Genomic DNA, 17,109 nt, shown 5'->3' with positions numbered 1-17,109 from the left:
GGTCTCATGATTTGCTGAATCAGCTGTAACGAATTGGAAGCGCCGTACACTTGGTGCACGCTGTTCTTAGCTTGTTGTAGCTATGGCGAAAGAGAAGTTTGGAGTCGCTGTTGACGAGGAGATCGTGCGAGAAGTGGATGAACTGGTCGCTGAGTGTGACGATCTCGGAGTCAGCCGCTCCGAGATCGTCGAAGCCATCCTCACAGCATTCGTTCAATCCGAGACGAACCACGTTGAACGGGTGCGAGAAATCATTATTCGGAAACGAAAGGGCACACTCTAACCGGTTCTAAACGTTGTGCACCTAGTGCACGCGTATCTAAGCAAGTAACCTGCTATAATAGTACTCAAACTGACCATAGTATGTGAAGAGTTCTATGACACGCTCGTCTACAAACTAACTTGAGTCCAGGTCAAGCTCATCTACAGCCAGTTCATACAGACCAGTGTCTCCCAGATTTCGAACGACCTCATGTTCTTCCAGTCGCTTAAGCCGTTGAGTGATATAGGATCTTGACCACTCGATTTCAGTTTCAAGGTACGCTGATGTCACACGACCCTCTTGGAGGTGATTGAGAATCGCTGTATCGCACTCGTTGAAGCGCACCACTATTTGGTGAGGCTATGCCGGTGGGTATTAATATCCTGCATTTACAATGTGGATTTACGGTATAAAGTACACATGAACAGAATCAACTATGAGCGTTCAGTAGGTAGGTACAGGTAATGGGACGAGATCACCGACAGACTACTTTATCTGCATCTGGCGGCGTGGATGAGTTAGAGGATATAAACTGGACTTTTGAAGGCACCGACACACAGTATCTCACTCACGGCCTTCACAACTACCCTGCTCGGATGGTTCCCAAGATACCCGATACTCTTCTTGGACACTACAAAGATCAAGGGATAATCGAAGAAGGTGATCTTGTATATGACCCATTCAGTGGGAGCGGGACGACTGCCGTCGAAGGACGACTTCATGGGTTGAACGCTGAAGGAAACGATATCAATCCGTTTGCTGTGATGCTCTCCGAGGCGAAAGCAATTCCACTGGAGCGTGGTAGCCTGAGCGAAGCACGAGATGCGTTAGTTGATGGTCTTTCTCCCGATCTCCTAGACGTCCGTGACGAGTATGAACAGGCAGGTGAAGTCGAGTGGTTAGAAATGCCAGATGTCCGAGATGGGTGGTTTCCGGAACCACAACTCCACGAGTTAGCCGTACTTCGAGACCGCATCGATACCATTGAGGACAAGTTCGGTACGGAGTACGCCCGGTTCTTCCGTCTCGTCTTGTCTCACACGACTCGCAAGACCTCCTACCAACGAAACGGTGAATACAAGCGTTACAGACTCTCCGAGGAAGACCGAACCGACCACAATCCCGATGTAGAGGCTATCTTCAAGAAGAAACTGAAGCAGAATATGGAGAAGATGCGGGAGTACAGTAACCGTGTGGACCACACCCTCGACACGACAATCCATTACTCCGACTCCCGAACTGCTGTCGAGGACGTAGGTGAGAATAAAGCGGACATTGTCATAACCTCGCCTCCATACGGCGACCACCAAACTACGGTCGCTTACGGTCAGTTCTCACAAGACCCTGCGTTGTTGACTGGAAAGGTGACTTACGACGAGATGAAAGACGTGGACAAAACGGGGCTTGGAGGGCGGTATGACATCCTCGAATCCATGTCCGACTTAGAAGACTACTCACCGACTCTCGAAGCAACGCTTGACACTCTCCGAGAAAAAGATGGGAGGGCAGATGACGCCGTTGATTTCTTCCGAGATTACTATGCTGTGATGGAGCAGGTCGGCGAAATTACAAAAAGTGGTCAGCCAGTAGCGTGGGTTGTTGCTAATCGGACGATGAGCCGAGTAAACATCCCAACGCACCTCATTACCCGAGAGTTGTGCGAATCCCTCGGATACGAATTTGATATGAATCTTCCTCGGGAGATCCCCAACAAGACACTTCCATGGGAAAACGCACCAGAAAATGTTGAGGGGACTAAAGGTGATCTAATGGCGAACGAGAATATCGTTATCCTCCGAGCACCCTAGAAATCAGAGAGTCCTTGTTGTGCGTTTTCGGTAACGGTTGCGTCCCTTCCGATGCCATCGATAAGTTGGGATCGGGTTTCAAACGCTCTGTCGAGTTTGCTTGTGTCCTTGATTCGGAATGCCGTTCCGTGGTTACGTGCGCCTCCTGAATCCCGTAGGTGCATTCGCAGGTCGATCTTGATAATTGACTCTCGAATCAAGTTCAAGAATTCCTCGCCGTTGAACCCTTCTAGATAGTACCCTTCGTTGAACCAGAAGTATTCGTCCCCATCGATGGTTTGCGTGTCTGCTTCCACAAGAACCACTTCAGGGAATTTCTCCTCGTATGCGTCCCGAAGGTAGTCGAGCGGGTAGGTAGCAATCACACCATCGTCTTCATGTTCTATGTGTACTCCGTTCTCGTCCGTTACAGTACGGAACCCCTGGTTGTTGAACTCATCAACGTGTAGTGTGATTTTCAGAGCAGGTCTTCCATCATCGTCTTCATAGCCATATGTTTCCACCAACGATGACGCCCACAGTTCACGACTCCCTCGGGGTGGTTCTTTTGTGAACAACGTCATCATACTACCCGAATTCCTACGAGCCGACTTCAGCTCGACACCAGCTGCATCAGGCCCGGGAATATTGTTCTCTTCAATCCCTAGTAGATCTTCGAGCGTCTTCCCAATACCAGTATTTCCTGCTCTATGTGTTTCCACATAACCCATCGACTCAATCTCTTGGAGGCGTTCTACAAACTCTTCAAAACTATCGTAGTCGGGCATTAAAAACGCCTAAACAGGGACCACCGATATATGTGTGCTATATGATATAAATTAACAGCGTAAATGGCGAGGAGGATATCAATCTAGCGGTGTTTGTCATCACTACTGATATCCTCTTCTTTGGCTCTGTTGAAATCCTCAAAAGATGATATATTCTGGCTTGATTCGTTCAATACAGTTGACATACTTACTACGGCCGAATGTAGTCGGATATGTGCAACGCCGCCATACCCTCCTCGCCGCGACCACGGTGTTGTCAGGGTTCTCCGGCTGTATCGCCCCGTTCACGTCTGGTGGATCCCTCAGTGAGGTGAGCGTCGAGCTCCGGAATGCGGACGACGGAGCGCGGACGTTCCACCTCGCGCTCGAAACCGAAGCCGGAATGCTAGGCTGGGGGTCACACCGTGTCGACGCGGGCGTCGACGAGCTAGTGACGATGGCTCCGGATGAAGACGTCTCCCCGGTCGCGTTACACGGAGTCGTCGAGGATTTCGCAGGGAGCGTCGATATCTTAGGTGTTGATAATTTCGACGAGAACTACTGTCTCCAATCCTATTTCTGGTACTCGCATCCAAGCGACGAGCAACCGCAGTTGGCTCAGGTCGCCGACGGTGATGTGGAGTGTGGTCATAGTGTGGGTATTGGTGCGGGTGGTGTTCGATCAGTGTGGCCGGAGTGGGTCGCCGTCGACGGTGTCCCCGTATTCGTCCGCCCTCGCCCAGAACTCGACAAGCCGGTCCTCCATCTCGAGAAACTCGCCATCGTCGAGATCACTGGCTGCGGTGTGGTGTTCGTGGCCCTTCGTGTCTGGGGAAAGAGCGCGGGCGGCAACAGACTGTCGACGCGCGAGTGATCCGTGGTGCTGCTCGGAGCGGTCATAGACCGGCTACGGACGTCCTACGACCACGACGAGCACGGGAGCAACCGACATTGGGAAGTGAGATAGTTAACCAACAAACTTGCTATTAAGTGCCCCAGTGTTGGTTAATACTGAGGCGAAACTCTTCGACGGCGCGGTCGTCGAGGGGGTCTGGCATCGAGAGGGGCTTCGACGTTGGTCTCGGCCTCCTCTACAGAGAACTCTACCTCCTCAGCGAGGAACTCACGCGGGCGCAGCGTCGTCAGCAGAGCGCGGTGTCGAGATCTCGAGATTGACTTCGATGGAGTCGTATGGCACGAATGCGCGCTTCGACCGCCCAGCCTGTTCGAAGTGGACGATATCGTACTCGGCGAGCACTTGGAGGTCGTCGTGGACAGTCTTGACGTCACGGTCGAGGCGGTCGGCCAGCTGGCGGATGCTGTCCGGGCGCTCGGCCATGATACTCCGGAGGAGCTCGACGCGTCGATCGGTGAGGAGTGCTCGGAGGTCGCTCGGATTCTGGAAGTTGATGACGTGCGGCACCTCTTCGCCAGCTTCCCAGCGCTCCAGCCGGTCGATCGCATCCTGTTGGTGCGCCTGTTCGGAGTCAGACGTGATACGGAGCACCGAGGGGTAGTCCTCAGGGTCTCGGTCCTCGAGGAAGCCTGCCTCGGCTTCGGCGTCGTCCATCACAATCTCCTCGTCGCCGGAGCCGGTGCTGTTGACGTCGTCGGTGTCGTCGGTCGTGTTGGTGGTGGGTTCGTCGGGCATGGTGGGTCACCTCTCACAGCGGTCGTCCATCTCGGTATAGAACTTCTGGACGTGGGCTTTGAGACCAGTGTATTCGATGTCGTCGAAAACGCCATCGGTCGTGTGGTAGTGGTGGCGATCGACCTTGGGATGGTCCGGAAAGTTGTCGAACCGCAGGAGGGTCCGACCATCTTCAGCCATATACTGAAATCGGTATTTGACCCCCTCGGGGTAGTCGTCGCTTTGTGGGACACCGGTCGCGATCATCTCGTATCGGGAACCGTCGTCGAACGTGTCCTCGTCTTTGTAGATGACCGTTGATCCCATCTGTGCTACCTATGTTGGTGTAATGGGCCAACATAAAATAAACTTTCCCGTTAGGATCGAGATACGAGCGCATACTCCGACTTCGCGAATGTGTCGTCTCCGAGTGGCTCGAACCGGCAGATTCCCATCGGCGTAGACATGTCTGCCAGAAAGTGGCCGCCGACGATCATGACACCGACGACGAACCGAACACACTGATCGCGACGGCGTCGCCGGCGATCGCCAACTCGACGCCGCCGAGGGCGGTTGCCACGAACCCGACCGACGCGTACGTGAAGAGCGCTCCACCGTAGTGATCCGGTCGACGCATCGTGTCGAAAGGAAGGAGCGCGGGCGGCAACAGACTGTCGACGCGCGAGTGGTCCGTGGTGCTGCTCGGAGCGGTTATAGACCTGCTACAGACGTACTACGACCACGACGAGCACGGACCCAACCGACATCGGGAAGCGAGATAGTTAACCAACAAAATTGCTGTCAAGGGAGGTCGTTGGTTAATACTGAGGCAAAACTCTTCGACTGCGCGGTCGTCGAGGGGGTGGTATCGGAGGGTCTTCCACGTTGGTCTCGGTCTCCTCTGAAAAGAACCGTGAACTACCCCACCCTACTCACCCGCTTTCGCGGGTTCCTTGAGGGTGGGGCTTCCTGTTTCGACGACGGGACGTGCACTGACCGTGCCACCAGAATTGGTGAACGTGGTCAGCGTAGCGGTCCCAGTCTCCGCAGGCGTTCCTTCGGAGTGTCCCACTCCTAGTTCTGACAAACCACGCTTCTGGATCACAAACGATGCGTTCTCATCACGACCTGCAGTGTATCCGCAGGCAGGACACGAATGCTCTCGCACCCACACCGGCTTTGGCGTCTCAACGCCACACGCCGCACACTCTTTCGAGGTTCCGTGTGAATCTACTTCCACGACATGACAGCCGTGTTTCTCGCCGTGGTGCTGGAAGATTTCGAGAAGCCCACGCCAACCAACCTCAGCCTTGTTCCGTGCGTTCTGCGGGCCTTCTAGCATTGATTTCACGTTCAGATCTTCAAGGAACACGGCATCATATCGCGTCGTATAGAAGTGTGCCAGCTTGTGTTTCAGATCGCGCTTTTTGTCCGACATCGTCTCATGAATCTCCGCTACTACACGCCGCTGCTTCTCCCAGTTGTTAGACCCATTCTGTTTTCGCGACAGGGCACGCTGTTCACGTTCTAATCGCTCACGGTCATCAGAGAGGTCGAGTCGACCAACACTTCGCCCGTCAGAATCGCGAATGAGGTTGATGATCCCGAGATCGATCCCAATAGTGTCCTTCGAATCGATCGTTTCGATATCCGGCTTGTCGGGTTTGACCGTCTCGATACAGAACGAGACGAACCACGCACCTGTAGGCTCTTTCTTGATCGTGACCGTCTTGATAGCATCGTGGTCTGGAAGATCACGGTGCATCCGAACTGGGATTTCGAGTGTCTCTCCACGGACTTTCTTTAGACATTGCGTTATCATCGTCTCGAAGCCCTCCCATCATATCAATACTGTTTCTCAGATGTCTTAACAACGATTAAGTATATTTGTCTCGCTTCTCAACGAGTACGTATGAGTGAACGTGAACGAGTGAGAGATGAGCGAGAAGAGGCCGTTGAAACCCGTCCAGAGGGATACGACCGAATCGAATCGGAACTACTCAACAATTCTCTCGACCTCGAACGAGAGGCGGAGCGATTCAAGGCGATGGGCGAATCGACCAGATTCACGCTCCTGTATCTACTGGCTCAGGAGGGCCAGATCGGAAGTGGAGAGCTTGCAGACTTACTTGATCGACGCCAGAACGACCTGTACCACCACCTTAACACACTGGAAGATGCGGGTCTCGTCGGTAAATTCCGTGACGGACAGACGCGGGTTTACGAGCTGTCACCGCTCGCCAAGATGTTTGTTCCGCAGATATTCAAGGCCATCAGCGACCGCGCTGAAGCGGTATAGCAGGCCGTATCTTAACCGATCCACCGGTACCGGCCATGGCACTTAAACAACTGATAGACTCCTCTATCTTTCTGTGATGACCGATCTCGGTATCTGATTCGCCTGTATTGACCGCAACCGGATCAAATGGTGTCACCTGCTGAGGATTTCAACAGAGCCGTTTCAGAGTATCGGTGTGCGACGTATAGAAGCGGAAATCGGAATACAAATACCCTGATGGTTGCAATTGGGTACATCTGAATGACAGAACGTAGTAGTTCCACCCACATCCCCAGTCAACCGGTCATCGTTCAAGAAGATACCCATCAGAATGAGATTCCAGAGAATATCAACTCAGAGCTTTATTCGGCAGATAGCCCGGATAACTCATTTCACGAGTTCAAAATATCGCCCGGAGATGAACTTGTTGAGGCACTTCGTGACAACGGCTACACAGTAGAATTTTGAGACTGAGGCCCCTTAACCGCCGAGTTGGTCATCAGTGATCTCAAACCGGGCCCCGCCATTGGAGCCCTCGGTGACGTGGATGTTCCAGTCGTGGGCCTCAACGACTTCGCTTACAATTGCTAGCCCCAATCCGGTCCCATCTGTCGTCGTTGAGTATCCGGATTCGAAGACATCCGCCTGCTCGTCAGCCGGAATACCACTGCCATCGTCTTCCACGTAGAACCCGTCTGGAAGGCTACCTACAGTAACGGTTACGTCGTCTCCACCGTGTTCGACGGCGTTCTGAAAGAGGTTTACCAGGAGCCGCTTGAGTTGACTTCGATCGGCTTGGATGTGTTTCGCAATGCGGTTCTCCAGTGTTGCATGTTCTGTATTGATGTGATCCCACGACTCCATACTGAGATCGTTAAGCGATACTGACGTTTGATTTCCGACCGGATCGGTATCACGCGCCAGCGTGAGAAGATCATCGATCAGGGCACGCATTCGGTCGTGAGTTTCGGCAACAGTGTCAAGATGATCGCTTTCGCAATCTTCTCGGGCAAGTTCGAGATAGCCCTCTGCGACGGCCAGCGGGTTCTGTAAGTCGTGTGAGACGAAACTGGCAAACTGTTCAAGACGTTCGTTTTGCTGGGCTAACTCAGCCTCGCGGTTCTGGAGCTGCTCTGTCTGCTTGAGGGTATCCAACGCAACTGTAATTCCCCTTGCAAGCAACTTTCCAAGGACGAGATCTTCCTCATCAAATGCAGATTCAGTTGGCGACCCTGCAACCAGAATTCCATGGTCGTCAAGGGGAAGATGGAGTTCACTCCGGATCGGTGTCTCCGCATTGTATACGTCTGGATCGGTCCGTATATCGTCGATCGCTTGTGCCTCTCCGTGTTCAAAAACCCGCCACGCGATACTGTCCCCCTGAGAGAACGCCGGCGGGTCGCCGATAAGATCGTCAGCCTCCGACGTGCTGCTCACCGGTACTAACAGATCCCGATCAGCGTCATAGAGGTTGCAGACGTTTGCATCCAACCCGATGATATCACGAGCAGCTTCAACACCAATCGCGGCGATTTCCTCACGCGAGTCCGCGGCCAGCAGCTCGTACGCCGTCCCGTGGAGGGCTTGTAACTGCTGTTCGCGTTCCTTTTGCTGAGAGATATCCCGCGTCGTCAGTACATAGCCATCAATCGATGTTCCCGTCTCATTGCTCCCGATAGTCTCGACCCACATCCACGACCCATCCGCATGCCGAAATCGATACTCAACCCGTTCCGTCACCGAACCAGACTGCTCGATCATCTCGTAGAACGCTTTAGAAACGCGTTTTCGGTCATCGGGATGGAAATAGTCGAAGGCGTTTTCGCCCTCTAAGTCTCCCGGCGAGTAGCCGAATAGGTGCTCGGCGGCAGGGCTCATAAACTGCATTTCCCCAGTCTCATCGACGACAGAGAGAATATCCGAAGAGTGCTCAATAAATGCTTGATAACGTTCCGTGAGCTGAGCAAGTTCCTGCTCACGAGCTTTCTGCTCGGTAATATCACGAGAGAGCACTACGAACCGATCGTTGTCAGCCAAATCAAGCCGCACAACGTGGACTTCGACAGGGATCGTCGATCCATCATGCCGCTGGAATTGTGTCTCAGCTCGGAACCGTTCACCGGTTTCTGTTGCTGCTAACCGTGCACGGAGATCCTCTGGATCGATATTCGGATCGACGGTCCACACGCCCTCGCCGGAAATTTCTGATTCATCATAGCCGAGTTCCTCGCAGAAGCGCTGGTTTACATCACAGATAATGCCATCCGAATCGTGTATATTGATCATATCTGGCGAATGTTCGAACAAGGCTTCAAGACGAGCTCGTGCTTCCTCGAGTTCTTGTGCCTGTTCAGTTTCAGTTGTCGCATCACGAACCGTACAAATGAGTTCGTCGCTGTCAGTCAACGCGAGCGCATGATCCTCAATAAACGTCTCTCCATCGGCTCGAAGGCCGATTGTCTCTCCACTCCAGTATCCTTCAGAATCAACAGTTGGCAAGATTTCAGTCCGGATTTTTTCGCGATCTTCGTTGCGATACAACAGTTCCCAACTCTCGCCGATGAGTTCGTCAGAACTGTACCCGTAGAGATCGGCGTACGCTTGATTCGCGTAGATAAAGCGGCGGTTTTCGTTGAGGATACTGATGCCTTCACGTGCTGTTTCGATCGCATCAAGTTGACGTTGCTGTTCAGCTCGTGCCCGCGATCGATCGACGGCATTACGGATTCGATTCGCTAAGACGGTATACTGCTCAGCTCCGGGCTCTTTTTGTAGATAATCAGTAACTCCAGCAGAAATCGCATCACTCGCGACTTCTTCAGAACCCTTCCCAGTAAACAAAATGAACGGAAGGTCCGGATACTGGTCTCGAACAGCATCGAGGAGTTCCAGCCCATTCTGTCTGGGCATATCATAATCGGAGACGACACAGTCGAACTGCCCATCGGCAAGTTTGTCGAGAGCGACATCCGCGTTTGGTGCGGTGTCGACACTGAAGCAGTCATCCTCACGTTTAAGAGATGTTGCCGTGAGATCTGCAAACTCACGATGATCGTCGACGTGGAGGACACGAATGGTTGCTTGGGCCACACTCATGACAGATCGTACTCTGAAAGGTTAGAGGAAAGCATATACTTCTATTGACATCGATCGACTACTTTGACGGGGCGTTGTCGATGGCTGCGGATGAAGCGTTCCGTGGGATTGAAGATCGGATGTTGAAGCCTCAAGACCCGGCACGGAGACGTCGGAGTACCACCGGATGTGGGTAGTCGCAGCAGCGGCGTCGGCGGCAGACCTGTTTGCCCGGATTCCGGATGGAGACCTCCCGGCGATCATCAGTGTCCCCCCGCAGATGGAGCACTTGGCGGGCGACCAGATCCGATTCCGTGATCTGATTGACGCTCACCACATGTTGCTCCCCGAAACGATCCGGGAACAAGCAGTGAATGATCGCTACGACAAGGCCAATAGAGTGTTCGAGACACCTCCGGCAACCTCGTCAGAGGCCGACCCAGATCGAATGCAGCCAGACTACAGCCAGCCGGCGGTGGGGGAGATGGACACGCCACGGGCGTCGCGAGAGTTGATCGCGTCGTTACCCCCAGATTCCCACCTCCGGGCACGGGATGATGCGGCTGCCGCCACCAGTGAGATCGTTGATGCAATGGAAGACCGCGCAGCAACGCCGACGGATGACAACGGAAATGATATTCGGACAGTCGGGTGGGACACCCTTTCTGTCCGAGATCCGCCAACGGAGTTCGACGCGTTCGAGCTCCTCGGCTTCACCGGGTGGTGGTTCACTCTGTATGGCTCCCCATCGCCAGACGAGATTGAGCTCAGTGGCCGTGGTGACAGATCGCCATATCTGTACCGGGCGACTGCCACAGTTGTGTACTGTGGGAGTGTTGTCTTTGAGTGCCAACTGGAGACGCACCCGGACGAGGGACTCTCCATCGACATCCACCAGGAAGGATACCTCCCGCAGTCTGTCCGGGACACGCTTCGAAACTACGTGACCTCCCGCTCGCCGATTCCGCGGGAGTCTCCAATGAGGAACGAAGACAATCCGTATAGAACCGCTCCGATCGAGCCCCACGGCTCGTGATTACAGTAGTAGTACCGAGATTGAACTGACGCAAGGAGTGAATAGGCTCAACGTGAGGGTATCATCGAAGAATTCTCATAGTTGCCCGAATCGACACGAGTGTCCCGCCTTTTCAGCCATCGAAACCGGTGTTTTCGATATTAAACGGGACGAATGTGAGCGATCTATCACTGGTGAGTGCCTCCTAGAGACAGTTCGGACATGTCCTCAGTTGCAGGTACATTCGTCTTTAGTTAAGACTCACACCTCGGTTGTGTAGCGGTAGCGAGCGTCTCTTGTAAGATCGGTCGTTGCTTGTGGATCTTCTGTGCGTCCTCGATCAGCCGCTCCAACAGCGGCGGTGGCGAATAACCGAGGTGCTCACCGAGTTCGTGGAGGATGAGCTGGGCGTGCGACCGGAAGGTCGCCGCCCAGCGTTCCGGTGGAAACACGAGCTCATCATCCGCCTGCTCGGTGACCAGATCCAACAGATCACGGCTCACAAGCAGTGACAGCAACGCTGCGTACAGCAAGATCTTCACCACGTGCTCGTTGCTCGTGTCGAACTCGTCCAGGTCGTACTGCGTCTTCAACTCACGGAACAGCAACTCCACTTCCCACCGACATCGGTAGATCTGCGCTAAATCCGCCGGAAAGAACTCCTCTCGCGACAGATTTGTCACGTATAGATGGTAGTCGTCGGCGTCCTCGTCGCGGACGCCGACGACGCGGAACCGCTTCGTATCCAGCGACCGCGTCCCGTTGTACGGCCCGCGCTTGAACTCGACTTCGACTTCCACATCGATGTACGTCCGGTCGAGATCGTCGAGCACATCACGGAGTTGCTTGCCCTCCAAGGGAATGGCGCGGCCGCGCCATTCCCGTAATTCATCCGTAATCACCGGATTCGCGTTCTGTTTCAGCCGGCTCACGAAGGAGCCGCCGTTCTCGTCGATCCGCGCAAACCGTCGGTACTTGAAGTACGCGAGGTCGAACAATACGAGGCGGTTCTCAAGCCACGACCCTGTCTTGAACAGCGTGCTGTCGTGTGCTTTCTCGTCGGTAACGTCGATCCGTTCAATCGTCTGTTCAGTGGCATTGTGGAGCAGGTGGAGCTTCGCTCCAGCCTGCTCCTCGTGGCGGGCTTCGAACTGATCAGCGAGAAACTCGTGTAACCGCAACACCGTTCCATCAGCGATCATTACATCACTGAATCGGTCGATGTCAACGTCAACAGTGTCGGGAACAGCGACCTCGTCGAGACCGTGCTCGACGAGGTCACGGAAGTACTCCGCGAGCGTCGGCGTCAACCGCTGATAGAACCCACCCGGTGAGATCGGCTCGTCAGCTGTGGAGTTGTAGCTGCGTCGAAACCCTGCGAGTGTTCGGCGTTCGCCTGCGGCGAAGCCGAACACGAATGCCCAGACGAAGACGGGAATCTGGAGCTTGCGGTCGCGTTCGACCACGCCGAGTTCCTCGGCGTGCTCTTCGAGGAACTCGGAGGGAAACAGTGTAGTGAGCCGACGCATAATCCGTGATGAGGAGGTTTCGTTGTGCACACTCGACACCTCCTCATTCCTTCCGAAAAGTAGCCTCGATAAGCCGCCACTGTCACGCGGTTCGTCTCCTAACTAAAGACGGATGGTTGCAGGTATTTCACGGCGTCCACGGTGACTCCACAATCCGGACAGATTACGCCAACCATTGAGTCGATTTCGGGATCTGCAGGCAGTTCTCCGTGCCGGTGATGCCGTTCTAGCGTACTATTCAAGATCTGTCGAAGGCGGTGATGGATCTGCTCGATAGTGTCTGCTGACTCGCTAGCGCTTGCGAATTGATTGCTAGCAGTTGCGTCATGGAAATTTTTCAAATAAAGACGAATCGTCTCGTGTGTGACCATATCATTGAGAATTTCCTTCCCATCCACACCGAGCAAATCGAGTCGTTCCTCAGTTAGCTCCAGATTGTCAGATTGGAGCCGATGTACGCAGTCACGATACTCTTCTTCGTCTATATTTGCCTTACGTGGAGGGTGTCATAGAACTCTTGTCACACCGTGATGATCGTGCTTCCCGGATTATCTCCTCGTTCGTAGTTGGTGATCGCAATAACGAGACGCAGACACAACGACAGGAACACTTGTGCTCGTGCATGGACGCGGCCTCGGGCGTGGACGTGCCCGAGGCCGCAGTCCTTGACTGCGTCGTTAGTTCGTTCGACGCCTGTCCGGCGGTTGTACGTCTCATCTAACGTCGATTGCTTCAACTTCACGTCCTTGCTGTGTTCTTTGATACGGTCTTCGACCCTGTACTCTATGTCCAGTGGATCGTCGGTGTTGCGTGCGTTGTACGGGGCGATTGGCACGACTCCTGCGGTCAGCAGGTAGTCGTGCCAATCGAGTGTGTCATAGGCGCTGTCTCCAAGCATCCAGATCGGAGTGTCGACGGCGAGCGCGTCACGCGTGACGCGCATCGCCGTCTCTTCTGGCGCTTGTTTGCTCTCGGTGAATTCCGCTGCAATCGGGATCTTTGAACCAGTCGAAACGATCGTGCAGCCGTAGCCGTAGTAGTACTCTTCAGCCGTTGGATCGTAGCATTTCGACGCGTCTTGATCGGCTGGCATCGTTCTCACGTCTGTCGAATCAATCGAGTAGGTCAAGTCGAGCAGGCCCCGCAAGGCGGCCTGCTCGACGAGGTGGTCGAAAATCTCGTCGATGACGTGTTCGAGATCGGTGAGGAAACGATCGACCGCGTCTCTCGACGGCGGTCGATCGAAGCCACAGCTGAGCCAGACGACTGTGTTGTTCAGTTCTCGCGCAACCGGACGAATGCCGTAGATATCCTTGTAGTAGCAGTGCAGAAACCCACGCATCATCTCGGGTGGTTCGTGGTCTCGTGTTCGCCCCGTCTCCGCCGGGGCGAACACGTCGAATTCTTCGAGAAACTCGAAGGAGAGATGCTCGAACAGCGCTAGCGTCTCCGTCTCCACGGCATTGAAGAACGTCTCTACCGTAGGATTATCTTGCAGGGTCGCTGGGCTCATACCACCTCAGCGTTCACCCTGCTCTCTGGTATGAGAACTGTTCTATGACACCCTCTCTATAATAACCATCTACGAGTTCATGCTTAGTTTCTCGACCTTCGATTATTTTCAGTTTACACATCGATGGCGGGGGGTGGGTGTTTGACACCCCTAACAAACACAGGTGATTCTTGTAGGTATTACTAGTCAGTAGAACGGCAATCACTCCTAAGTGATATCTAGCTAAACCTCAACGGTATCAGCTTCAAATTTACACATCGAAGACGGGGGGTGGGCTTTCTAGAGAGCCTTCTGGAACTAACTGTGGAATTCTTTCAGCTGGGCATTGACGACAGACTGAAGAAGAGCTTCTTGATCGGCAATCGACCCTAGCCGAGTGTCGTCGACGATTCGATTCATCATCGCTTCAGGATCCCCGGTGAAGGTGAATTCCATGTACATCCCGCCACCACGACCTCGGCCCTTCCGAGAAGTGGAAATAAGACCATACGTAGAGAGTTCTTTGACATACTTGACGTAGGTTTCTCGTGTCATCTGGTCAGCATCGATCTCATCAGTAACCCATTGGTAAACTTTGAAACCAACTGGGCTTGGCACGGAGCTTCCAGACCAACTGGAGAAATTAGCGACAGAAGCGGTTGCGTAGAGAGAGATTTTCTTTTGCGTAGTCAATCCCTCGATTAACTTTAGCGACCGATCCTTATCGATCTCTTGTTGCGATTCTCGAACGTGTTCCTCACGAACCTCTCCGTCACCACACTCATCTGCGAGATCACCGGCACCACGAAACAGGTCGATTGCCTTTCGTGCGTCTCCATGGCTTTGGGCTGCAAATGCTGAAACGAGCGGTAGCACGTCGTCACTTAGGGCATCGTCTCGAAAGGCATCACGTCGGTTATCGAGGATTTGACGGAGCTGATTGGCATCATAATCCGGAAAATAGATGTCCCGAGGATTGAATGAACTCTCGGCACGACCGTCGATATTCTCCATGAATTTCGGGTCATTCGTCAGAGCTGCGACTGAGACTTGCCCTTCGATTTCATTCGTATTACTGGCTCTCGACAGTTGATAGAGTAGTTTTGAGTACGCAGGTTCTTCACTTGCTTGCCGGCCTACCAGAAGATCAATCTCGTCGATGATGAAAATGACTGAGTCGTAGTGTTCATTGATGAGTTCATACAAGCGCCGATACTTACGCTTGGTCGATACTCCTGTCTCCGGAACGCCGGCCTCTACACCGATGTCCTTCGCGACAGTTTGGACCAGTTCGAATACAGCTTGATCGAGCGTATTGATCGGTTGGCAGTTAATGTCGACAACACCGAAGCGTTCGCCTTTGGACTGACAGAGCTCAATAATTTGCTGTGTGACTGCACCAATAATAAGCGATTTTCCTGTTCCGGCCGGGCCGTAAAGCAACATGTTCGGAGGCCGATTTCCTTGAAGTGTCGGCTTCAGAAACGAAACGACGGACTCAAGTTGCTCATCTCGTCCGACGATTCGCTCTTCATCAATAATTGTATCTGGCTCGACAAGATCTCGATCGACAAAAACTGATGCTTTACCTTCATCGTCGAGCATGTCTCGGATTGACCGGTGTTTACTGTCTCCACTGTTTTCAGCGAGTTTTTTGCCGTGTTCCCGCGTTGATTCATTTGTATAGGTCTCTCTAACGGCCTCTCCGTCAGATTGGGAACGAGTTCCATCGTCGGGGATGGATTGATCCGCTCCATCCTGATCACGACCGGCCATACGAATACTGTACCTCCGAGTGGTTAAAAAGATTCACCCCTCATCGATGTTTATCTAGCCGTCCTACTCTTTCTATCTCCTATATTCGGATAGATCTTGATTACTCATATACACCGACACCGAAGTACATCTCACGAATGACGCCCCCCCGTGATCGATGTGTAACAGGATCTAATGCGCTTTCTTGTGTATCTGATAATTCAATAATCAACCTTGCCAACTCATATGTTCTTTACCGACGTGTCATTTGATTATCTAACGCCCCGCCATCGAAGTGTAAGCTGTAGGTTCTACCACTCCACTATCGATGTGAAAATCGGTTTAGTCTCCCGCTCTCCCGACTGTCAGCTATCAGTTTACACTTCGAATACGGGGGGTATACCGATAGAAGTCAGACACTCTGAATTCATCCATTCAACTTTACTGGACCTTTGTACTGAGATCGAATTTGATCACCATCCCGCCACTGCCAGTAGTAGTAGCGATTGTTGTTGATTTCCTTGATCGTGATCGTTGCTTTGGCAGGGACGTCGTCTGGGAGCTCGTCTGGTTGCTCTTCGACATCGTCTTGATCTGGCGACTCCTCGGGATGGGCTTCTCGTTCCTTGTGCTCGGATAGCGATTCAGCGTACGTAGCAATATCTCGGAGCTGCTTAGGACTGGAGCTGTTAAGCGCGTCGACTAGCTCCGCTGAGAAGCTTGTCGGTGGGATCGGTGGCTCGTCTGACATCGGCTGTCCTGTGTTAACCAACAAAGAACCCAAATGCATAGTTTTGTTGGTTAATATTGTGAAGGTTTGTTCCTATATCTATATTTACAGACACAGCGTATTCGGCTTCGTCGACCGTGGCCGGTACGTCCCTACGTTCCACCCAGAGAAATCTTCTGTGCGTGGCTGGCGACACTCCTCCCCAGAGAAATGAACCGGCCGGTGACTCTCCGAGCACGCAAACCGACGCACGATCGCAGCCCCATTCCCACCCTACAACACCATGACCCGAACACTCTGTCCAGATCAAGTCCGCGGATCGTAACGAACTCGAGGAGCGGCTCGAAGCGATCGACGCCGGCGACGACGTCGAACCCAGCGAGCCAACACTGTCGATCGAGGACCTCGAGACGTTCAGTCGCGTCTTTCGGTCGACCAACCTCGAACTCCTCGAAGCAATCGTTGCACACGAGCCGGAGAGTATCCGTGAACTCGCTCGCCTTGTTGACCGGAACCCACCGGAGATTCTCGACAACGTGAACGAGCTGGCGGACTACAGCCTCCTTGAGTTCGAAGAGAACGGCAGCGCGAAGCGCCCCGTCGTGTGGTACGACGAGATCGACGCGGACCTTCCGCTCACGCCGCCGTCGAGCCGGGGGGCAAGGCGAATGCCTGAGCGCTGAGACACCATGTCCGCCGACGTCGACATTCATGGAGTATTCCTGATATCGCGGTGCTCATGGAGCCGACTGGCGCGCGGTATTTCAACGTTGACTACATCCCCCGATG

General features: G+C 53.5%; 15 protein-coding genes and 2 pseudogenes. 6 read left to right on the top strand and 11 right to left on the bottom strand.

The features are described from left to right. The first annotated feature begins 726 nt into the window (after positions 1 to 726). Complete coding sequence (locus NO887_RS13500; RefSeq protein ID WP_256418788.1) at positions 727 to 2,070, top strand: DNA adenine methylase; 1,344 nt, start codon at positions 727 to 729, stop codon at positions 2,068 to 2,070. Here the strand turns inward: NO887_RS13500 and NO887_RS13495 are convergent. After that, positions 2,067 to 2,837, bottom strand: a complete 771-nt coding sequence (locus tag NO887_RS13495) for an MvaI/BcnI family restriction endonuclease (RefSeq protein ID WP_256418787.1) — start codon at positions 2,835 to 2,837, stop codon at positions 2,067 to 2,069. The two genes, NO887_RS13500 and NO887_RS13495, sit on opposite strands and share 4 nt — an antisense overlap. Positions 2,838 to 3,051: 214 nt before the next feature. Between NO887_RS13495 and NO887_RS13490 the strand changes: the two genes are divergently transcribed. Next, positions 3,052 to 3,690 (top strand): hypothetical protein, encoded by a 639-nt coding sequence (locus tag NO887_RS13490; RefSeq protein WP_256418786.1) that lies wholly within the window; start codon positions 3,052 to 3,054, stop codon positions 3,688 to 3,690. A 249-nt stretch (positions 3,691 to 3,939) separates the two neighbouring features. Here the strand turns inward: NO887_RS13490 and NO887_RS13485 are convergent, their stop codons facing one another. The 4 genes and pseudogenes from NO887_RS13485 to NO887_RS13470 form a co-directional block, all read right to left on the bottom strand. Beyond that, entirely contained in the window at positions 3,940 to 4,467 is a 528-nt protein-coding gene (locus tag NO887_RS13485) for an HVO_A0114 family putative DNA-binding protein (protein WP_256418785.1), read from the bottom strand. A 6-nt stretch (positions 4,468 to 4,473) separates the two neighbouring features. Further along, positions 4,474 to 4,773: a toxin-antitoxin system TumE family protein gene (locus tag NO887_RS13480; protein WP_256418784.1), complete on the bottom strand. Its 300-nt coding sequence runs from the start codon at positions 4,771 to 4,773 to the stop codon at positions 4,474 to 4,476. 166 nt (positions 4,774 to 4,939) lie between these two features. Beyond that, entirely contained in the window at positions 4,940 to 5,083 is a 144-nt protein-coding gene (locus NO887_RS13475) for a hypothetical protein (protein ID WP_256418783.1), read from the bottom strand. Between the two features lie 291 nt (positions 5,084 to 5,374). Further along, positions 5,375 to 6,253: pseudogene (locus NO887_RS13470) on the bottom strand (RNA-guided endonuclease InsQ/TnpB family protein); the annotation flags it as partial. Between the two features lie 105 nt (positions 6,254 to 6,358). Here NO887_RS13470 and NO887_RS13465 point away from each other — a divergent pair. Together NO887_RS13465 and NO887_RS13460 are read left to right on the top strand one after the other, a co-directional pair. Then, complete coding sequence (locus NO887_RS13465; protein ID WP_256418782.1) at positions 6,359 to 6,745, top strand: ArsR/SmtB family transcription factor; 387 nt, start codon at positions 6,359 to 6,361, stop codon at positions 6,743 to 6,745. A gap of 240 nt (positions 6,746 to 6,985) precedes the next feature. Then, entirely contained in the window at positions 6,986 to 7,192 is a 207-nt protein-coding gene (locus NO887_RS13460; RefSeq protein ID WP_256418781.1) for a hypothetical protein, read from the top strand. A 12-nt stretch (positions 7,193 to 7,204) separates the two neighbouring features. Here NO887_RS13460 and NO887_RS13455 read toward each other — a convergent pair whose 3' ends face one another. Further along, on the bottom strand, positions 7,205 to 9,820 hold the full coding sequence (locus NO887_RS13455; protein WP_256418780.1) for a PAS domain S-box protein: 2,616 nt from the start codon (positions 9,818 to 9,820) through the stop codon (positions 7,205 to 7,207). A gap of 166 nt (positions 9,821 to 9,986) precedes the next feature. On the opposite strand from NO887_RS13455, the gene NO887_RS13450 reads away from it, so the two are divergent. Next, a complete protein-coding gene (locus NO887_RS13450; RefSeq protein ID WP_256418779.1) occupies positions 9,987 to 10,835 on the top strand; it encodes a hypothetical protein in 849 nt (282 codons plus the stop codon). Between the two features lie 233 nt (positions 10,836 to 11,068). On the opposite strand, the gene NO887_RS13445 is transcribed toward NO887_RS13450, so the two are convergent. The 5 genes from NO887_RS13445 to NO887_RS13430 form a co-directional block, all read right to left on the bottom strand. Then, positions 11,069 to 12,343: an IS4-like element ISH8B family transposase gene (locus NO887_RS13445; protein ID WP_010890432.1), complete on the bottom strand. Its 1,275-nt coding sequence runs from the start codon at positions 12,341 to 12,343 to the stop codon at positions 11,069 to 11,071. A gap of 98 nt (positions 12,344 to 12,441) precedes the next feature. Then, complete coding sequence (gene rdfA, locus NO887_RS18675; RefSeq protein WP_425601547.1) at positions 12,442 to 12,777, bottom strand: rod-determining factor RdfA; 336 nt, start codon at positions 12,775 to 12,777, stop codon at positions 12,442 to 12,444. Positions 12,778 to 12,863: 86 nt separating this feature from the next. Next, positions 12,864 to 13,856: an IS5-like element ISNpe16 family transposase gene (locus NO887_RS13440; protein WP_015298782.1), complete on the bottom strand. Its 993-nt coding sequence runs from the start codon at positions 13,854 to 13,856 to the stop codon at positions 12,864 to 12,866. Between the two features lie 297 nt (positions 13,857 to 14,153). After that, entirely contained in the window at positions 14,154 to 15,440 is a 1,287-nt protein-coding gene (locus NO887_RS13435; RefSeq protein ID WP_256418792.1) for an orc1/cdc6 family replication initiation protein, read from the bottom strand. Between the two features lie 577 nt (positions 15,441 to 16,017). Continuing rightward, a complete protein-coding gene (locus NO887_RS13430) occupies positions 16,018 to 16,341 on the bottom strand; it encodes a DUF6788 family protein (protein WP_256418778.1) in 324 nt (107 codons plus the stop codon). Positions 16,342 to 16,603: 262 nt separating this feature from the next. Between NO887_RS13430 and NO887_RS18595 the strand changes: the two are divergent. Beyond that, positions 16,604 to 17,003: pseudogene (locus tag NO887_RS18595) on the top strand (HVO_A0114 family putative DNA-binding protein). The last annotated feature ends 106 nt before the right edge of the window (positions 17,004 to 17,109 follow it).

It is taken from the genome of Halorubrum laminariae (assembly GCF_024494655.1).
GTDB lineage: Archaea > Halobacteriota > Halobacteria > Halobacteriales > Haloferacaceae > Halorubrum > Halorubrum laminariae.
The sequence above is the reverse complement of the archived record's forward strand: the minus strand, read 5'-3'. Positions and strand labels throughout refer to the sequence as shown.